This is a genomic window from Paraburkholderia sp. 35.1 (genome assembly GCF_050436525.1).
Classification (GTDB): Bacteria; Pseudomonadota; Gammaproteobacteria; order Burkholderiales; family Burkholderiaceae; genus Paraburkholderia; species Paraburkholderia tuberum.
Genome location: NZ_JBNDMJ010000002.1, coordinates 487,398 through 503,090 on the forward strand (window position 1 = coordinate 487,398; position 15,693 = coordinate 503,090).

Annotated in this window: 15 protein-coding genes and 1 pseudogene; 9 read left to right on the forward strand and 7 right to left on the reverse strand. The window is 61.8% G+C overall.

The features are described 5' to 3' along the window. The first annotated feature begins 42 nt into the window (after nucleotides 1-42). The 3 genes from OKW27_RS08065 (at nucleotide 43) to OKW27_RS08075 (ending at nucleotide 2,366) form a co-directional block, all read left to right on the forward strand. The gene (locus OKW27_RS08065; protein WP_429333137.1) at nucleotides 43-690 is read left to right on the forward strand and encodes a helix-turn-helix domain-containing protein; all 648 of its coding nucleotides are present in this window, start codon (nucleotides 43-45) and stop codon (nucleotides 688-690) included. A 67-nt stretch (nucleotides 691-757) separates the two neighbouring features. Then, nucleotides 758-1,168, forward strand: coding sequence for a DUF2471 family protein (locus OKW27_RS08070; RefSeq protein ID WP_429333138.1), 411 nt, complete (start codon nucleotides 758-760; stop codon nucleotides 1,166-1,168). A gap of 115 nt (nucleotides 1,169-1,283) precedes the next feature. Beyond that, nucleotides 1,284-2,366, forward strand: a complete 1,083-nt coding sequence (locus OKW27_RS08075; RefSeq protein WP_429333139.1) for a tyrosine-type recombinase/integrase — start codon at nucleotides 1,284-1,286, stop codon at nucleotides 2,364-2,366. 70 nt (nucleotides 2,367-2,436) lie between these two features. Here OKW27_RS08075 and OKW27_RS08080 read toward each other — a convergent pair whose 3' ends face one another. Then, nucleotides 2,437-3,666 carry a DNA-binding protein gene (locus tag OKW27_RS08080; protein WP_429333140.1) on the reverse strand — a complete coding sequence of 410 codons (1,230 nt, stop codon included), beginning with the start codon at nucleotides 3,664-3,666 and terminating at the stop codon, nucleotides 2,437-2,439. 2,024 nt (nucleotides 3,667-5,690) lie between these two features. Here OKW27_RS08080 and OKW27_RS08085 point away from each other — a divergent pair. After that, nucleotides 5,691-7,040, forward strand: a complete 1,350-nt coding sequence (locus tag OKW27_RS08085; RefSeq protein WP_429333141.1) for a replication initiation protein — start codon at nucleotides 5,691-5,693, stop codon at nucleotides 7,038-7,040. A gap of 58 nt (nucleotides 7,041-7,098) precedes the next feature. Here OKW27_RS08085 and OKW27_RS08090 read toward each other — a convergent pair whose 3' ends face one another. Then, complete coding sequence (locus tag OKW27_RS08090; RefSeq protein WP_429333142.1) at nucleotides 7,099-8,154, reverse strand: ParB/RepB/Spo0J family partition protein; 1,056 nt, start codon at nucleotides 8,152-8,154, stop codon at nucleotides 7,099-7,101. Between the two features lie 24 nt (nucleotides 8,155-8,178). After that, nucleotides 8,179-8,841, reverse strand: coding sequence for a ParA family partition ATPase (gene parA / locus OKW27_RS08095; protein WP_013092840.1), 663 nt, complete (start codon nucleotides 8,839-8,841; stop codon nucleotides 8,179-8,181). Between the two features lie 788 nt (nucleotides 8,842-9,629). Here parA and arsC point away from each other — a divergent pair. Next, on the forward strand, nucleotides 9,630-9,989 hold the full coding sequence (gene arsC / locus OKW27_RS08100; RefSeq protein ID WP_429333143.1) for an arsenate reductase (glutaredoxin): 360 nt from the start codon (nucleotides 9,630-9,632) through the stop codon (nucleotides 9,987-9,989). A 54-nt stretch (nucleotides 9,990-10,043) separates the two neighbouring features. Here arsC and OKW27_RS08105 read toward each other — a convergent pair whose 3' ends face one another. Then, entirely contained in the window at nucleotides 10,044-11,027 is a 984-nt protein-coding gene (locus OKW27_RS08105; protein WP_429333144.1) for a sulfonate ABC transporter substrate-binding protein, read from the reverse strand. Nucleotides 11,028-11,274: 247 nt separating this feature from the next. Here OKW27_RS08105 and OKW27_RS08110 point away from each other — a divergent pair. After that, a pseudogene (locus tag OKW27_RS08110) lies at nucleotides 11,275-12,645 on the forward strand (gluconate:H+ symporter). A gap of 133 nt (nucleotides 12,646-12,778) precedes the next feature. Then, nucleotides 12,779-13,069, forward strand: coding sequence for a DUF1272 domain-containing protein (locus OKW27_RS08115; RefSeq protein ID WP_429333145.1), 291 nt, complete (start codon nucleotides 12,779-12,781; stop codon nucleotides 13,067-13,069). A 24-nt stretch (nucleotides 13,070-13,093) separates the two neighbouring features. Here OKW27_RS08115 and OKW27_RS08120 read toward each other — a convergent pair whose 3' ends face one another. Beyond that, nucleotides 13,094-13,306, reverse strand: a complete 213-nt coding sequence (locus tag OKW27_RS08120) for a zf-HC2 domain-containing protein (protein ID WP_429333146.1) — start codon at nucleotides 13,304-13,306, stop codon at nucleotides 13,094-13,096. Continuing rightward, complete coding sequence (locus OKW27_RS08125; RefSeq protein ID WP_184052738.1) at nucleotides 13,287-13,895, reverse strand: RNA polymerase factor sigma-70; 609 nt, start codon at nucleotides 13,893-13,895, stop codon at nucleotides 13,287-13,289. The genes OKW27_RS08120 and OKW27_RS08125 overlap by 20 nt, the downstream gene beginning before the upstream one ends. Before the next feature lie 441 nt (nucleotides 13,896-14,336). Between OKW27_RS08125 and OKW27_RS08130 the strand changes: the two genes are divergently transcribed. After that, a complete protein-coding gene (locus tag OKW27_RS08130; protein ID WP_018424013.1) occupies nucleotides 14,337-14,471 on the forward strand; it encodes a hypothetical protein in 135 nt (44 codons plus the stop codon). Between the two features lie 153 nt (nucleotides 14,472-14,624). Here the strand turns inward: OKW27_RS08130 and OKW27_RS08135 are convergent, their stop codons facing one another. After that, nucleotides 14,625-14,840 carry a hypothetical protein gene (locus OKW27_RS08135; RefSeq protein ID WP_026226445.1) on the reverse strand — a complete coding sequence of 72 codons (216 nt, stop codon included), beginning with the start codon at nucleotides 14,838-14,840 and terminating at the stop codon, nucleotides 14,625-14,627. Between the two features lie 291 nt (nucleotides 14,841-15,131). On the opposite strand from OKW27_RS08135, the gene OKW27_RS08140 reads away from it, so the two are divergent. Next, nucleotides 15,132-15,686, forward strand: coding sequence for an NADPH-dependent FMN reductase (locus OKW27_RS08140; RefSeq protein WP_429333147.1), 555 nt, complete (start codon nucleotides 15,132-15,134; stop codon nucleotides 15,684-15,686). Nucleotides 15,687-15,693: the final 7 nt, after the last annotated feature.

A 15,693-nucleotide genomic window follows, 5' to 3' on the forward strand; every position in this document is an offset into this window, starting at 1 on the left:
TTTTTCCGAACTAAAATCCGGTATATCGAACAACTCTAAACGATGGGTCAGGAAATGGCAAGTTCGGGTACACGCCGCACCGCGTCCAATGCGGCGCCCACCTCCGCCAGCGCGGCATTACCGCCGAGTGCGGCGATTGCGGCGCCGCCGCGCGTCGGCGAACAGATTCAACGGCTGCGCGCCGAGCGGCGCATGACGCTCGATGATCTGTCGCGCGCGGCCGGCGTGTCGAAATCGATGCTCTCGGAAATCGAGCGCGACAAGGCCAATCCGACGATCGCGGTTGCATGGCGGCTGACCAATGCGCTTGGCGTAAGTCTCGATTCGCTGTTTGCGCCGCCGAAGTCGCCTGAGGCAATCGCCGTTTCCGGACCGCGCGATATTCCTACGCTAAGCGGTCACGAAGCGAAATACCAGTTGCGTGTGTGGGGACCGATCGAGCTGGCCGGCAAGTTCGAGTGGTACGAGTTGACGCTGCAGCTAGGCGGGGCTCTCGTGTCGAACGCGCACGAGCCAGGCACGCGCGAGCATCTGACCGTGCTGCACGGCTCGATCGACATCGAGGCGGCCGGCGCGACGAAGCGGCTCAAGGTCGCGGACACCGCGCGCTACGTCGCGGATGTTCCGCATGCGATCCGCAACGTCGGCAAGAGCGAGGCGAAAGCGCTGCTGGTCGTGATTCACGGGTAGGCCGTTCGGCCAGGTTGCGCCCGGTACTGTATGTTTGTACAGTATCAGGTGTCGATTGGAGCCGAGAATGAACAACCTGAAAACCGACCCTACCGATCAAACTCTCGCCGCGCTGCGCTTCCAGACCGCCGCGCGCGATCTCGAACATATCGTGCGCAGCATCGCCGCGCGCTACATCGTCAGGCAGGTGCCGCTCACGTGGCGTCTGCTCCATGCCATCGAAGCCGAGGCGCTGGCCGATCTCGGTTTTGCCAGCCGGCACGACGCGCTGATGCTCGGGCTGTTCCAGCGCCCGTCCGATCTGCCTTATCCAGAAACCGATGACGGCGTGGATTTCGGCACCTCCAACGCATTGCCGGCCGTTTTTGCGTTTGCCGTCAATGCGTACGAGGAAGCGGCGCGGCAAGCGGCGCGCCGGGCGGCGCTGCCACGGCCGGCCGATGCGCTCTTAAAGCGCGCCCGGGCGTGGGGCGGCTAATGGCGGCACCACGTCGGGATGGCTCGGATCCTCATCCATTCCTCGCGGTCGGCCTCGCGGCGGTCAGCGCCTACAATACGCGGACCAAACGGTGCAACTAACGGAAGGATTGCCCATGTCACCTCCTCATCTGTCCGACCCCGTTCCCCGTCCCGCGCCCTCTACCGATCTGTTCGATCAGCAACGCGAAGACTGGCGTCGCGACCCGCAGGTCGCGTTCGATGCGTGGCTCGCGAAGCAGCACTTCCGTCGCTCTTCGGCGTTGGTCTATCAGGCGCAGTGGGGGCAGTTTCTCGATTGGCTTGGCGCGCGGCAACAAAGCCTCGCGACGGTCGAAACGCCCGCGATCGCCGAATTCGTCGCCAGCCTCGAGATTCGCAGAACGCAGCGGATCCGCTATTTGCGGCTTATCGAGCGCGTGCTCGATCACGTGCGCGAGATCGAATCGGCGTCGACCAACCCGGCTCGTTTCATCGCTCAGGACGGGGAAGCCGCGTGGCGCAATGCGCGCGACAATGAACCGACCGGGTTTCTCACGCATGCGGAACGCACTGCGTTGATCGCGCGGCTGTTCGCGCCGTTGCCGGCGTTGTCGACCGCGCAGCGCTGGAGAGAGCGACGCGATCGCGCGTTGATCGCGGTGTTTCTGGGCGCAGGACTGAAGACGGGCGAAGCGGGAGCGCTTACGGTTAGTTGCGTCAGAGAGGGCTCGCCGTGGGTCACGATCGAGTCCGCGAATCCAGTGCTGACGCGGCGCACGCGACTCGCGCCGTTCGCAACGGCGATTCTCGACGCCTGGCTAGCCGAACGCCGGCTGACGCAACTGGCCGGCAAGCTTGTGTTTCCCGCATCGCCGTCGGGCAGGCCGATGCATAAGGCCACGATGCTGCGCGCGGTGGATGCGCTCGTCGATGCAGCGGGGATTGCCACGTCGCGCCAATCGCGCGCGAGTCCGCAGACCTTGCGCAACACGTTTGCGGCGGACCTGTTCGAAAGCGGGGTAGAAGCCGAACAGGTCGGTCAATGGCTCGGCTTCGTGCAGGCGGTGTCCGCGAACCGGCTATATCGCGCGTGGCAAACCTGGATTGATCAGCAGGATTCGCCCGCGACAGAGGAGCCGGATCCTGCTGCGGCACCGTTGGCCGAGCCCCGCCGTGACGGGCGTTTGACGAGGAAAACGGGAGCCGGCGAACCCTGAAGAACCTCACCATTGAGGTCCCGAATTTCCTCACCTTTGACGTTTTTCCCGTTGGATTGGCCGCCTCTGGTTAACGCATCGCGTGGACGGAGCGGGACGACGGCGCGGTGGCGCCATCGTTCGACAGGAACTGCTTCACCGCCGCGAGCCTCGATTCGCCGAGGCCCGAAGAGTGCTCGCATTCCGGGCAGAACAGTTCGAAACGGTGATCGACCTGCGACAGCTCCGGCTCACCTTCCTCGCATTTCGGGCATCTCGCGGGCAGCGTCACGTGGCCGTCAGCCGCGGTGCCGATCATGCTCAACTCTTTGCTCGTGAGCCGCCCCTCAGTAACCAGCGAGCACAACAGTACGGCGATGGCCGGATCGATGCCCTGCTGGCCACGCAGGGTGGCGACTTCTTTCGTCAGCGCGTCGACTTCGTCCGACTGCTCGCGCAGCTGCGCGTCGAGCCGATCGGCGCGCGCCTTGGCGGCGGCAATCTGCTGAATGAACTCGAATTCCTTGCGGCTCGCATCACGCACGCCGGACTGATACGTCGCGGCCATGCTACGCAGCGAGTCGAGTTCGACTAGCATCGGCTTGACGCGCCGCTCGGCCTCGGCCACCGCATCCTTGATCTGCTGTGCATAGTGCTCCGTGCTTTGCCGCAATTCGACGTGCAACGCGTCGATCCGGTCCCGCAACGCAGCATTGGCAGTCTGTTCGTTTTCGAGCCGTTGCCGCAGCGCCTCGTTCTCCTGGTCGAGCCGGCGCGTGGTTGCCTGCATGCCTTCGAGGTGAACGCTGCCGTGCGTAGTCGCGCTCGATAACTGGGTTTCAAGTGCGCGAACCCGCTCCCACGCGGTTTCGGCGCGCGCTTCGCTGCGCCTGATGGCGTCGTCGGCCGCATCCCGACGAATTTCCGCCTCGCGTACGCGTAGATCGGCGGCGCTGATCTGCGCGCGGATCTCTTCACGTTCGCCATCGAGCGACGCTTTGGCCTGCACGACCGCTTCTTCGAATAACGCGCCCAGCAGTTCGCCGGCGCGATCTTCCAGTGCCTTTGGTATCGCGCCCGCTCCGACCTTGACCCGCGACACGCTGCGGATGCGCTCCCAGAAATGATCGATGTCCTTCGGGATGTCGCTTGCGCTGCCGGTTTGCGTGAGATCGCGAACGGCCGCCATCGATGGCCGGATGCCGAGATCGAAAAAAAGCCGTTTGCATGCATGCAGCGACAGATCCTGGCGGCGCACGCCCTGCGCACGCATCGATTCAAGCTCGTCGCGAATGGCTTGCCGCTCCTGATCCAGATTCATGTTTACCTCGATGTGGCTCGAATTGGATGGATCATAACAATTTACGTAGTGTTTGCTACCGATTTATCGGTGGCGAACGGATTGGCGTATACCGACGGGCTTTTGCGTGCAGATTGCGATGGTAAACACGCGCCTGCCGTTTTTCTCCGTGAAACAAAACGAAGAATAGCTAATAAGCCATTGTATTAGAAGAATTTTGTTTGATTTCCGCATGGTCGCGCACTGTTTCACGATGGATCGGCAATGGCTGCGGGGTGTTGGGCCTGTGTTTCACGGGGCTCGCGGGTGTAAGGCTTGAGAGTAATAAAAATAAACACCTTTGAACCCTTGTTAAAGACGTTAACGACTCGGCAAACCCTTATCTGGCGCGGCTTTCAGGCCAGCAAGGTGAAGCTTTGCGGGAGACTTGGTGAGGGTCTGCGGGAAACTCGAGTGATGGGGTTCGGGAAGCTCGGTGAGCGGTTCCGGGACGGAACGTGAGCGGGTTCAGGAACCGCCGTATACGTGGGGTTTGGGCAAAGGTGAGGTTTTGCGGGACTTCGCGGCCGCGAAGCGCCCGACACCCCTCGAAAGTGTCTGTTCGGTTTGGTCTGAGCAAGGTGAGGGCTTTCGGGAGGCTCGCGAGCATGGTTTTTTGCCGGTTTTTTGGGGTGGTTAACCGCTTTGGTGAGCCGTAGCGGGAGAAAACGGAAAACGAAGGTGAGATTTTTCGGGGCGCTGGGTCCAGTTTTGCTTTCTTTTTGAGCATCGATACTGCTGAGGTGAGGTTTTACGGGAGCCAGGATGGAATTCGACGCATCGATCGCCCGAAAGACTGGTTGGCGGGAACCGCTGGCGATTGGAAAGGTGAGGGGATTCGGGGAACTGGCTGATCAGCTAGATCCGGGAGCCGATTTGGCCGGCGATTCCGTCAAAGGTGAGGCTTTTCGGGAAGGTCTGGATAGGGTTTTACGCGTTAAGGTGAGGAGATTCGGGACTAAAACGCGGGCTATCGGCTGGAGATGCCCGGCGGATGGCAATTTGCGAGCGAAGGTATACCTGGTCGCTGATTGCAAAGGTGAGTCTTTTCGGGAGGTCCGCGGGGACGCAATGAAAAGTGCTGCGGTGCGAAAAACTGGCTTAAGGTGAGATTTTACGGGAACACCGATGGTTCGAGCGCTACATGCGATTATCGCAAGTCACGGAAATCATTGATTTTTTTCCTGTCCTCCAGCAAAGGTGAGACTTTTCAGGAGTTCTTTGGGAGGGGGCGCCGGGGCCTCCGTAAAGGTCAAAGGTGACGCTTTTCAGGAGGTTGCATTGGGGAAATGCGGTACTGGCGCGGCATGAGCGCGTGTCGTGTTGTGCCGTTCTGCGGTGCTACGGTGAGGTTTTTCGGGAGCATTGGAGCGGTGAGGATTTGCCTGTGGTTGAATCTCCCCTTTTTCGGCGGCTTCGGACCAGGCTCGAAGTCGAAACAGGTGATTAACTCCGGCAGGTTCTCGGTAGTGAGGGCTGAATTGTCAGCGGAGGTACCAAGCAGTCGAATGGCGCGCCCGGCGATAGGAAGCTTGATGCACCGACAACAGGGCTGACGGGGCGCCCGTCGCTGGCCCGCGCCGCGTTGCGGGCCCAATACCGTGCGGGCATTCCATCTATCGATCCGGGACTGTGCATCGGCCGGCAGCACGCGACGGTCGACGAAACGATCGCGAGGCCGCACGACGAAGTCATCAGCCGCCCCGGACGCCATCCGTTTACACGAGGTTCTCGAAAAAATCCGCGAAAATTTTTGAGGTGAGAAGATTCGGGATCACATGCTCCCCGTTGCCGCACGCGGCGAAACAAGCCGGATTCGCAGACGCCGCGACCGGCAAGGAGAGCCCGATCCTGGCGGCACGCACACGAGGTGAGGGTTTTCGGGAGTTGCTCGAGGTGAGTTGCGCTTCGTAAACTCGCTTCACCGGCAATGGTGAGATGGGCGCTATAGACGCGTATCACCACAGCCGGTATGCTCTCGCGAAATCCCCTCCTCACCTCGACGCATGGCCACGAAGCGCGCGAAAAAGACCGATGTTGTCAGCCCGAGCTCGGCTGAGCTGCGCAAAGCCGTCGAGGCGATCGCGATCCAGCCCAAGAGCGGCAAGATCACGCTGCTCACGCGCAAGCTTTTTAACGTGTTACTCGCAGTGGCCCAGCAAGCGGATGAGTCGGGCGACACCTATCGGGCGCTGCTGTCCGACATCGTCGCCAATTCCGCGTTCGATTCCAATGACACCGCGCTCGTCAAGGAGCATCTGCGCCGCATGGTGTCGGTGCAGGTCGAGTGGAGCACCGGCACGTCGAGTCAGAAGCCTGGCCGCAAATGGGGTATTTCGACGCTGATCGCGGACGCGGAAATTCTCGAAGATCCGACCACGCGTCGCGTCTGGGTCGAGTTTTCGTTTGCGCCGAAGATCAAGAAGAAACTGCTCGATCCGGTTCAGTATGCGCGGCTGAGTCTGCAGTTCCAGAGCCAGCTGCGCAGCAGCGCGGGCCTCGCACTCTACGAGATCTGCGTGCGCTACCTGACCAACCCCAGCCACCTGACGATGCGCGAGACCTGGGAATGGTGGCGGCCGATTCTGTCGGGCACGCCGGACACTGAAGCCGGCGACGAGGCGAAGCGCGAGTACAAGTATTTCAAGCGCGACTACCTGCGCCCGGCCATCGCCGAGGTCAACGCGGTCACGAACATTTTTGTCGAGCTGATCGAGCATCGCGAGGGTCGGCGCGTCGCTGAAATCCAGTTCCGCGTGACCGAGCGCAAGCAGCCGATGCTCGCGCTCGACGAACATCCGAACGTGTTCGACAGCACGCTGGTCGACCGGATGGTGAAGATCGGCATTCCGCTCAAGGAGGCGCAGACGCTTTATGCGGACAGCGAGGAGAACCGGATCCGCGCGGCGCTGCAGATGACCGAGCAGCGTATGCGCAGCACGTCACTGCCGCCGGTGCGCAGTGCGCCGGCGCTGTTCAAGGATGCGTTGAAGAAAGGCTATGCGCCGCCGGTCGAGGCGCTGCCCGCGGGTGGCGGCACCAGCAAGGCCGCGGCGTCGCCGGCCGACGATCTGAAGGCGCGTCTGCTCGGTGAATACTCGGCTTACCGTCGCAAGCAGGCCTACGAGTTGTACAACGAACAGGGTGAGTCGGAGCGCGATAACGCGCGACAGTCGTTCGAGGAAGATGAATTGCCGGGGCTCGGCACGCACATGCGCGACGACTGGCGGCGTCGCGGGCTCGACTCGAAGATCGTCGAAACGGCGTTCTTCGACTGGCTCGCGCGCAGGACCTGGGGCGAACCGACCGACGGCGACCTGCTCGCCTTTACGCTGAGCCAGTCGCGCGCGGCCTGATGGGTCGATAACTGCCTTTGAAATCCAGGCGGCGGTGCATGCGCACCGCCCTCACGTCTTACTTCAGCATCTTCTCGATCTGCCGCAGGATGTCGTCGCGCTTTTCACGCGTGAGGCCTTTCAGGCGCAACTCGAGCCGGTCGTCCCCATACGACTTCAGATCGCCGACCGACACACCACCAAGCTTGATTTCCAGACGTTGCGCGTAGCGCTGCCGGCCCGCTGGTTTGACGCTTTCCTGCGAGGTCGCTCGGCCTTTGACGATGTCGGCGACCTGGCGTGTGCTCAGATCGTCGGAAAGGATCCGGTTGATCAGTCGCAGTGTCGCCTCCGCGCCGCGAGCCGTGTGGTAGCGGCCCACCTGATACGCCATGTTCGAGCCGAAGCGGTCAGGGCGCGCGACCATCTCCTGCATCACGGTTTCCGGGAGTTTGGCGATGGACAGCGCGACTGCGACCGTCGATTCGTCGAGGCCGAGATGTTCGGCCAGCTCCTTCTGGCTCTGGAAATGCCGCTCGTCGAGAAAGCGTCGCCACACGACCGCGTTGTCGAACACCGTCTGCGAGTCGCGCTGCACGTTGAGGTCGTAACCGAGCTTGTAGCTCTGGATGCCGATCGGCAGATCGATGACGATCGCTTTCACCGACTCCTTGTTCGCTTCTTTCAGCGCACGCACCCGTCTGCCGCCGTCACTGACGAAGTAGGTGCCAGGGTTGTCATAGTCGGGAATGACGTGAATCGCCTGCTGCTGCCCCTGCTTCGCCAGATTGACGGCAAGCTCCGCAATCGACGACTTCACATAGAAGTACCGTGGATTGAACGGGCTCGGCTTGATCGTCTTGAGCGCCAGTTCGATGATCTGGCCGGGACGATAGCCGTGCTCGAGCCTCCAGGCGCGGTAGGCTGCCGATTCGTTGTCCGGATCAGGAATCTCCGCGTCCTGCAGACGCGACGGCAAGACGGCCGGAATCGGACGCCCGGCGATCGTGGGAGTTTTCGCCTCGTTTCTGACCAGGCCGTCGATCGCATTCAGCCGGTCGAGCGCGGTGCGCTTTTCGCTGCTGGTCGTGTCAGGACGTGCTTGAAAGCCTTTGGCGAACTGGGACGGTTTCATTCAGGGTCCTTTATGCGCATAAATTCACGGGAGCAAGGCGGCGATCTCGTTGGCGCACGCCCGTACTTCGAGCGCGGCGAGCTTCGCGCCGCGGTCGTTCATCTGAAGCACCGTTTGCCCTAACGCCATTGCCTGCTTGTAGGCTTCGCGCGTGGGAATCTGGGTCTTGAGGAGAGGGAAGCCGAGTTCTTCGAGCGCGCGCTTCAGTTCGCGCGTCAGCATCCGTTTCTCTTCAGTCTTGTTGAGCAGGAACACGGCTCGCAGGTCTTCGTTCATGACCTGCGCTTGCTGGACCAGTTTGACGAGGCCGATGCTCGACCAGTAATCGGCAGGGGACGAGGAAGTTGGGATCACCGCGACGCTCGCCGCGAGCAGAACGACGCCCGAGACTTTTTCGGTGATGGAGGGCGGGCAGTCGACGACGATGATGTCGTAGTCAGCCACGAACTTCTTGATCTCGCGATGGATCTGGCTGCCTGCTTCGGACAGGTTGACGACGGCGAATGGAATACCGATGTCGCCGTCGGAGGCAGCACTGGCCCAGTGAATCAGAGTGTTTTGGCCATCCGCGTCGACGACGAGAACGCGTTTGCCTTTCTCGTGAAATGCAGCGCCGAGATGCATCGCGATGGTGCTCTTCCCGACCCCGCCTTTCTGCTGTGTTACCGCGATGATTTCTGCCGCCAAATTTCACCTCCTCTTTTTAGACGCAAATGGATTTTACCTGGTTGAATTGCGATTTCAAATGATTTGCGTAAGCGCAGTTCGGAAATTGGCCATTCGGCAAAGGGTTTATGCGCATAAAGAGGCATCGGACGCGTGTCCGGGGTCTTGCGGGATATCAGGGCAAGCGTGGACTGGGGCTTAAGCGTTGCTGATCGCTGTCCGGCGGCGGCAAAGGGAAAGTAACGAGTGCTCGCGCACTGCGTGCACAGTCGTCGGTGACTGTTCGCGATTCTCGGGCTGATGTGCAGAGAAAAGGAGCGCACGCATCTGAGCGACCAAAGGGTGAGAGGTGCCAGACTTTATGCGCATAAAGTTCGCGTGCCAATTGGCCCGGAGGGACCATTCGTAATGAATTCTTCCGACGCCGATTCTCCCCAGACATGGCGGCAAGCGGCAAGCGGCAAGCGGCAAGCGGCAAGCGGCAAGCGGCAAGCGGCAAGCGGCAAGCGGCAAGCGGCAAACTGCATCCGGCGCCTCATCAGCGGGGGATATAGGTTGTCGTTTGAATCGCGCCCGCGCGAGCAAATCTCAGGTGCGACTAGAACTCAGGGTGCCAGTATTAAACTATTCCCACTCGCCTCGAAGGCAGCGTCGGTTTATGCGCATAAACCGACCCACCTCGCCGATGGTTCAAACAACGCGGATGCCGCGCAGTCATCCCGCGCCACGTCATCAAGTCACCCGCTAAAATTCCCGAATCGTTCTAACCGTCGCAGCAACCTTCAACGGCGTAGCCCCCGAATCCAGCCATGATCACCATCTACCACAACCCGCGCTGCTCCAAATCTCGCACCACCTGCGAACTCGTCGCGAACACCTACAACTCCGCAAACGAAGCGACGGAAATCGTCGAATATCTGAAGAAGCCACTCACCGTCGCAGAGCTTGAGAAGCTCAATGCTCAACTCGGCTGTCCCGTCCGCGAAATGATCCGCGACACCGAGGCCGAATATAAAGAGCTCAATCTTGCCGACACGTCGCTGACGGACGCCCAGCTCTATGAAGCATTGGCGAAGCATCCGATTCTGTTGCAACGACCGATCGTCGTCAGAAACGGACGGGCTGCCATCGGCCGCCCGCCGGAAAATGTCGCCGCGCTTTTCGCCTGATCGCGCGACCGTCGAAGTAAAACGATGTGGGCAATGCGGACTCGAACTGCTGCGCTACGCTTTGCCGGACAGCGCGGCATCCTTGGTCACGATCTTCGTCGGGATCAGATGCAGTTCGGTGAACGTATCCGCGATGCGCTGTTGTTCCGCAAGCACGTTCGCGTCGACGGGCTTGTAGATATGCGCGTAATGCCGCAAGCCTGATTCGATCACGCTCGCGTCGAGCCCTTGAATTGGCGCGAGTTGGGCGGCGGCCTCGCTGTAATGGCCGCGCACCCACTCCCCTTCCTTGCTGACTTCATCGATCACGATCGCAAGGACGTCGCCGTTCTGTTGCGCGAAGGGCCGCGCGCTCAGAAAGAACTGGTGGTGACTCACGATACCCTCGGCATCGGCGAGCTGCCGCGCGTTCGTTTGCCGCCTGGCGGCTTCGAGGAACGGATCCCAGATCGCCCACGCATCGACCGCACCGCGCTCGAAGGCCGCGCGTGCATCGGCGGGCGGCAGATACACGGGTTGGATCTCGCTGAACTTCACGCCGTTCTTCTGCAACGCGGCGACGACAAACCAGTGCACATCCGAGCCCTTGTTCAGCGCAATCTTCTTTCCCTTCAAATCGGCCAAGGTTTTGATTGGCGCGTCCGGATGCACGAGGATGCCTTCGGCGTGCGGCGTCGGAATTTCATACGCCGTGTAGACGAAATTGGCACCCGCGGCCTGCGCGAACACGGGCGGCGCTTCGCCCACATAGCCGAAATCGATCGCGCCGACGTTCAGCCCTTCCAGCAATTGCGGCCCAGCCGGAAACTCGGTCCATTTGACCGTGATGCCAAGTGGCGCAAGCCGCTTTTCGAGCGTGCCGTGCGCCTTCAGCAATACCAGGGTGCTCGCGGCTTTCTGATATCCGATGCGAAGTTCTTTTGCATGTTCGTCGGCGGCAACTGCGGCGGTGGAGAAGACCGGCAACGCGGCGGCGGCCAGCGTCGCGCCTACGCCGGCCAGAAACGTACGGCGCGTCAGCAGCGGATCACGGGACATGAGAATACTCGTCGAAAAAGAATTTAACGGACGCCAAAAGATGGTTCGATTGGCTCCGACGATAATTCGTCTGCGAGCCTGGACGAACCGATAAATTCGCATAAGCAAATCATGCGGCAGTCGCGAAGCATTGCCCAAAGCCCAACCTATCCCCTCCCGCTAGAATCGACCAGCAAAACAAGCGCCCGCGACCACCAGCTCGCGGCTGCATCGGTCGACTGCAAACGAAGAGAGGAAAAAAGTCGCCGTGCCTGTAACGACAACACTGACACCGTGGGCCGCCCAGACACCCAACTGATCCTGTCGTGCGCGCTTGGACTAGCACTGATCATCATCTTCATCAGCGTGCTGAAGCTCGCGCCGTTCCTGTCGATAATGGTCGGCACCTTCGCGGCGGGCTTCACGGCCTGCCGCTCGAAGCAGTCGCGAGCGCGTTCAGCAAAGGCGCCGGCGCGTTGCTCGGCGACGTCGGCATCATCATTGCGCTGTGCGCGATGCTCGGTGCGTTGATGGCCGAATCGGGCGCCGCCGACCGGCTCGTGTCGACGATCCTCGCGCACTCGACCCCGCGTACGCTGCCGTGGATGATGCGTCGTCGCGCTGCTCATCGGCCTGCCGCTGTTCTTCGAAGCCGGCCTCGTGATGATGGTGCCGATCATCTTCGTCATGGCGCGTCGCGCGCAGCAGCCGATTCTGCGCATCGCGATTCCCGCGCTCGCCGGTATGACGACGCTGCATGCGTTGCTGCCGCCGCATCCGGGTCCGCTGATCGCGGTGAGCGCGTTGCACGCCTATCTCGGTTTGACGTTGGGCCTCGGCCTGATCGTGGCCCTTCCCCGCGGTGGTCCTCGCCGGTCCGCTGTATGGCATCTGGCTGTCGAAACGCATGCACGTCGTCGAGCCTGAAGAAATGGGCAAGCTGTTCACCGCCGAGCAGAACGGCTTCGAGCCGCCGGGCTTCGCGATCTCTCTGATCACGATCCTGCTGCCCGTCGTTCTGATGCTCGGCCGCACGGTCGCGAAGCTGCTGCTCGAGCCCGAAACGTTGCTCTTCGATACGCTGAATTTTCTTGGCGAGCCGCTGATCGCGCTGGGCCTCACCGTGCTGTTCGCGGTGGTCGCGCTCGGCTGGTCGCGCGGCATGGCGCGCGAGCGCGTCGGGGGCATTCTGCGCAGAAGCCTGCCGCCGATCGTCGCGCTGTTGCTGACGATCGGCGCGGGCGGCGGCCTGAAGCAGGCGCTCGTCGCAGCGGGCATCAGCGCGACGATCGGCAAGATCGCGGTCGGGGCGCCTATGCCGCTGATCTTGCTCGCCTGGTTGATCGCCGTCGCGCTGCGTCAGGCCACCGGCTCGGCGACGGTCGCCACGACGACGACGGCCGGCATCGTCGCGCCGGTCGTCGCGGGCCTCGGCGCGACGCACAATTCGCTGATGGCGCTCGCGATCGGCGCCGGCTCGGTGTTCTTCTGCCATGTGAACGACGCCGGCTTCTGGATGGTCCGCGAATATTTCGGACTCCGGCTTAAACAGACTGTGCTGGTGTGGTCGGTCTTGCAGACGATCGTATCGGTCGTCGGTCTCGCGTTGACGCTCGTGCTGTGGAGCGCGTTGACGTGAGCACGGCGCGCGCGACAGCCTCACCCATTTGGGCAGCGTATTGACGCGCGCACAGCGGAACACGCGCGCAGAACCTCACGCGACGCCAGGCAGCAAGCCGCGCCTCGCGTCATCAACAACAGGAGCCACCGTCATGCTCCAATTGCGACCAACCTGCGAAGGCTGCGGCAAGTCACTTCCGCCGAACGCGCCCGACGCAATGATCTGCACCTACGAATGCACGTTCTGCGAGGTCTGCGCGCTGACGAGGCTGCGCAACGTGTGTCCGAATTGCGGCGGCAATTTCGCGCATCGGCCGATTCGCACCCGCGCGCAACTCGCCAAACATCCGGCGCGTGCCGATGCGCATCCTGTCGGCATCGATGAAGCATCGCATGCCCGCTTTTTCGAACGCTATCGCGACGTGCCGATCGGCGAGCGCTGAACTGCGGTGTGGCAAAGCGGCAAATCACTCGTCGCCGCTCACCGCTCCGTCCACGTTCGCTGCTCCGCTCGCCACATGCGCGGCAACCCGCAGCAGGCGGATCTGTTTGCGATAGTTCCGGCACCCGCTGCAGGTCGGCAGATGCAGGCGGATCGCGAGCCATTCGCCAGTCGACAGGGAGCGGTCGAGCGCATCGGATAGCAGCCGCGTGATGTCCTTACATTTCCCCATTCGCATCCTCGCTGGATAGGCCTTTTTCGCTCAGGCACGTGCGCAGCCGCAGCCGCGCGCGATAGATCAGCACGCTGCAATGATTCGCGTTGATCTGCAGTTCCGCGCAGATCGCCGCGATGTCGAGGTCGAGAAACTCCCGCATCATGAACACGCGTCCAATGTGCTCGGGCAAATGCTCGAGGCACATCTCGAACAGCGTCCAGAATTGCTGCTGGCGCAATGCAGTTTCGGGTGTCGGCCACGGACGCGGTTTGGTCTCGCGCGACCAGTGGCCGTTGTCCTTGAAGAGCTCGCGATCAAGCAGCGCCTCGCCGTCGAGTTCGGCTTCGAGCGCCGACAGATTGACCGTGCGTTGGCGCGCGCGCAGCGTGTCGACGAGCTTATGGCGCAGGATGCCGAACACCCAGGTCTTGTGCTCCGACTGCGCGGCGAAACGCGTGGCCTGAGTCCACGCGGCGGTCAGCGCTTCCTGCACGGCGTCCTCGGCGGCCGCGGCGTCGCGCAATTGCAGACGGGCGAAGCGCACGAGGTCACGCCGCAATTGCGCGAGATAAATGGGATCGTCCAGCGAGGGAGCGCCTGGCTGCGTCACGGCATGCTCCGTCGCTGCGCGTGTCGTCCTGAAACGTCGTGATTCATGAGCGGATGGTCGTCCTCGCACGGTTTGCGGATGCGTGCGCCATTCTCCCTCACGCTCCTGCCCTAGCGAATCGGTATTGAACATATGCCCCTTGGCAATCGATGCCTGAGGAGCTTCGTCGCGCGGCGCGGCCGCTTATGACGCCGGAAATTAATTGTTGCAAGAAATGATATTTCGAGTCTGCGCGCGACAAGGCTGTTGGATCGCCATACGGGCCGATCAACGCGTCGCAGTCGACCACCAATTCAACGCAATCGCACAATACCGATTATTTCAATTTATAAAATAATGTCTTCTCATCTTCGCTGTTTGTGGACGCGGGCTCGCTCGCTATTCTTCACGCCATCGATCGCATCAGATCGCGCAACCCACACACAAACGAGGACGCACACCATGAAACGCATTTTCTCCGCCCTGATCGCTTCGGCCGCGCTGTTCGCAGCGGCTTCGGGTGTCGCTCACGCCGACGCTCCGGCTTCGACCTGCAACGGCCCGGCGTCGTACTGCAACGTATTTTTTGGCAACTGATCGGCACGTCGAAATACGCAGCAAGGAAGCATGAGAAAAGGGCGCCGGCAACGGCGCCCTTTCGTATTCCAGTATTCAGAATTCGGCCTGCATGGGAATACGGCGGCGTCAAGCGGCCCCTTCTAGCCACGGCCGATGGGCAACCCGCGAGTCCTAGCGGCTCGGTGCCTTCCCTCCGCCATCGAGTCCGGCGCCCGTGCGCCACACCTGTTTGCCTCGTTCCGACAACTCGCCGCAGCTATGCGTGGCATCGGCTTCGACGCCGTCGACGGCCATCTCGCCGCCCGCCGGCTCCTGCGCGCGCTGCCGCGCTTTCTTGCGCGCGGCGACCGCTTCGTCGTGGGATTTTCCTGCATAGTCGAGACTCATGATCCGGTCCTCCAGAATGTCGATGGTGTCCCATTTGCCTCAGATCGCCCTGGCCCGAAGGCATGCTTGATTGGCAAGGCAAAAGTTCCACTTATCCACAAGGTTATTCAGCGAATCTGTGGATAACTTTTCGAGCCGCGAGGTTATCCACCGTCAGGTGCCGCAAGAATCCTTCCCGATCCGCTATGAGCTGGCCAAATCCGCCAGGGCCTGGGGGTTTCGCGCGGCTTTTGCCTATGATGGACAGTTCGTACTCTCTGCGCGTCGAGCGCCTTACCTGAGGAAGCGAACATGGCCTATCACATTGCAGTGGTCGTCGGCAGCCTGCGGCGGGATTCGTTCAATCGTCAGCTGGCTCAGGCGGTGATTTCCCTCGCTCCAGCCGATTTCACCTTCGAATACATCGATATCGGCTCCTTGCCGCTGTACTCCCAGGACTACGACGCCGACTATCCCGAAGCCGGCAAGAAGCTCAAGGCGCGCGTGCAAGCCGCGGACGGTCTGCTGTTCGTGACGCCCGAATACAACCGCTCGATACCGGGCGTGCTGAAAAACGCGCTCGACTGGGGCTCGCGGCCGTGGGGCACCAACTCGTGGGCCAACAAGCCCGGCGCGGTGCTCGGCACCTCGGTCGGTGCGACCGGTAGCGCGCTCGCTCAGCAGCATCTGCGCAACGTGCTCGCCTATCTCGACGTCGCGGCGATGGGGCAGCCCGAGGTGTTCATCAAGCACGATCCAGCGGTGATCAACGAAAAAGGCGAGATCGTCAACGACGGCACGCGCAAGTTCCTGCAGACGTTCATGGACCGCTACGTCACGTGGATCAAGCGGCACGGGTCGGTGTAGCCGAGCC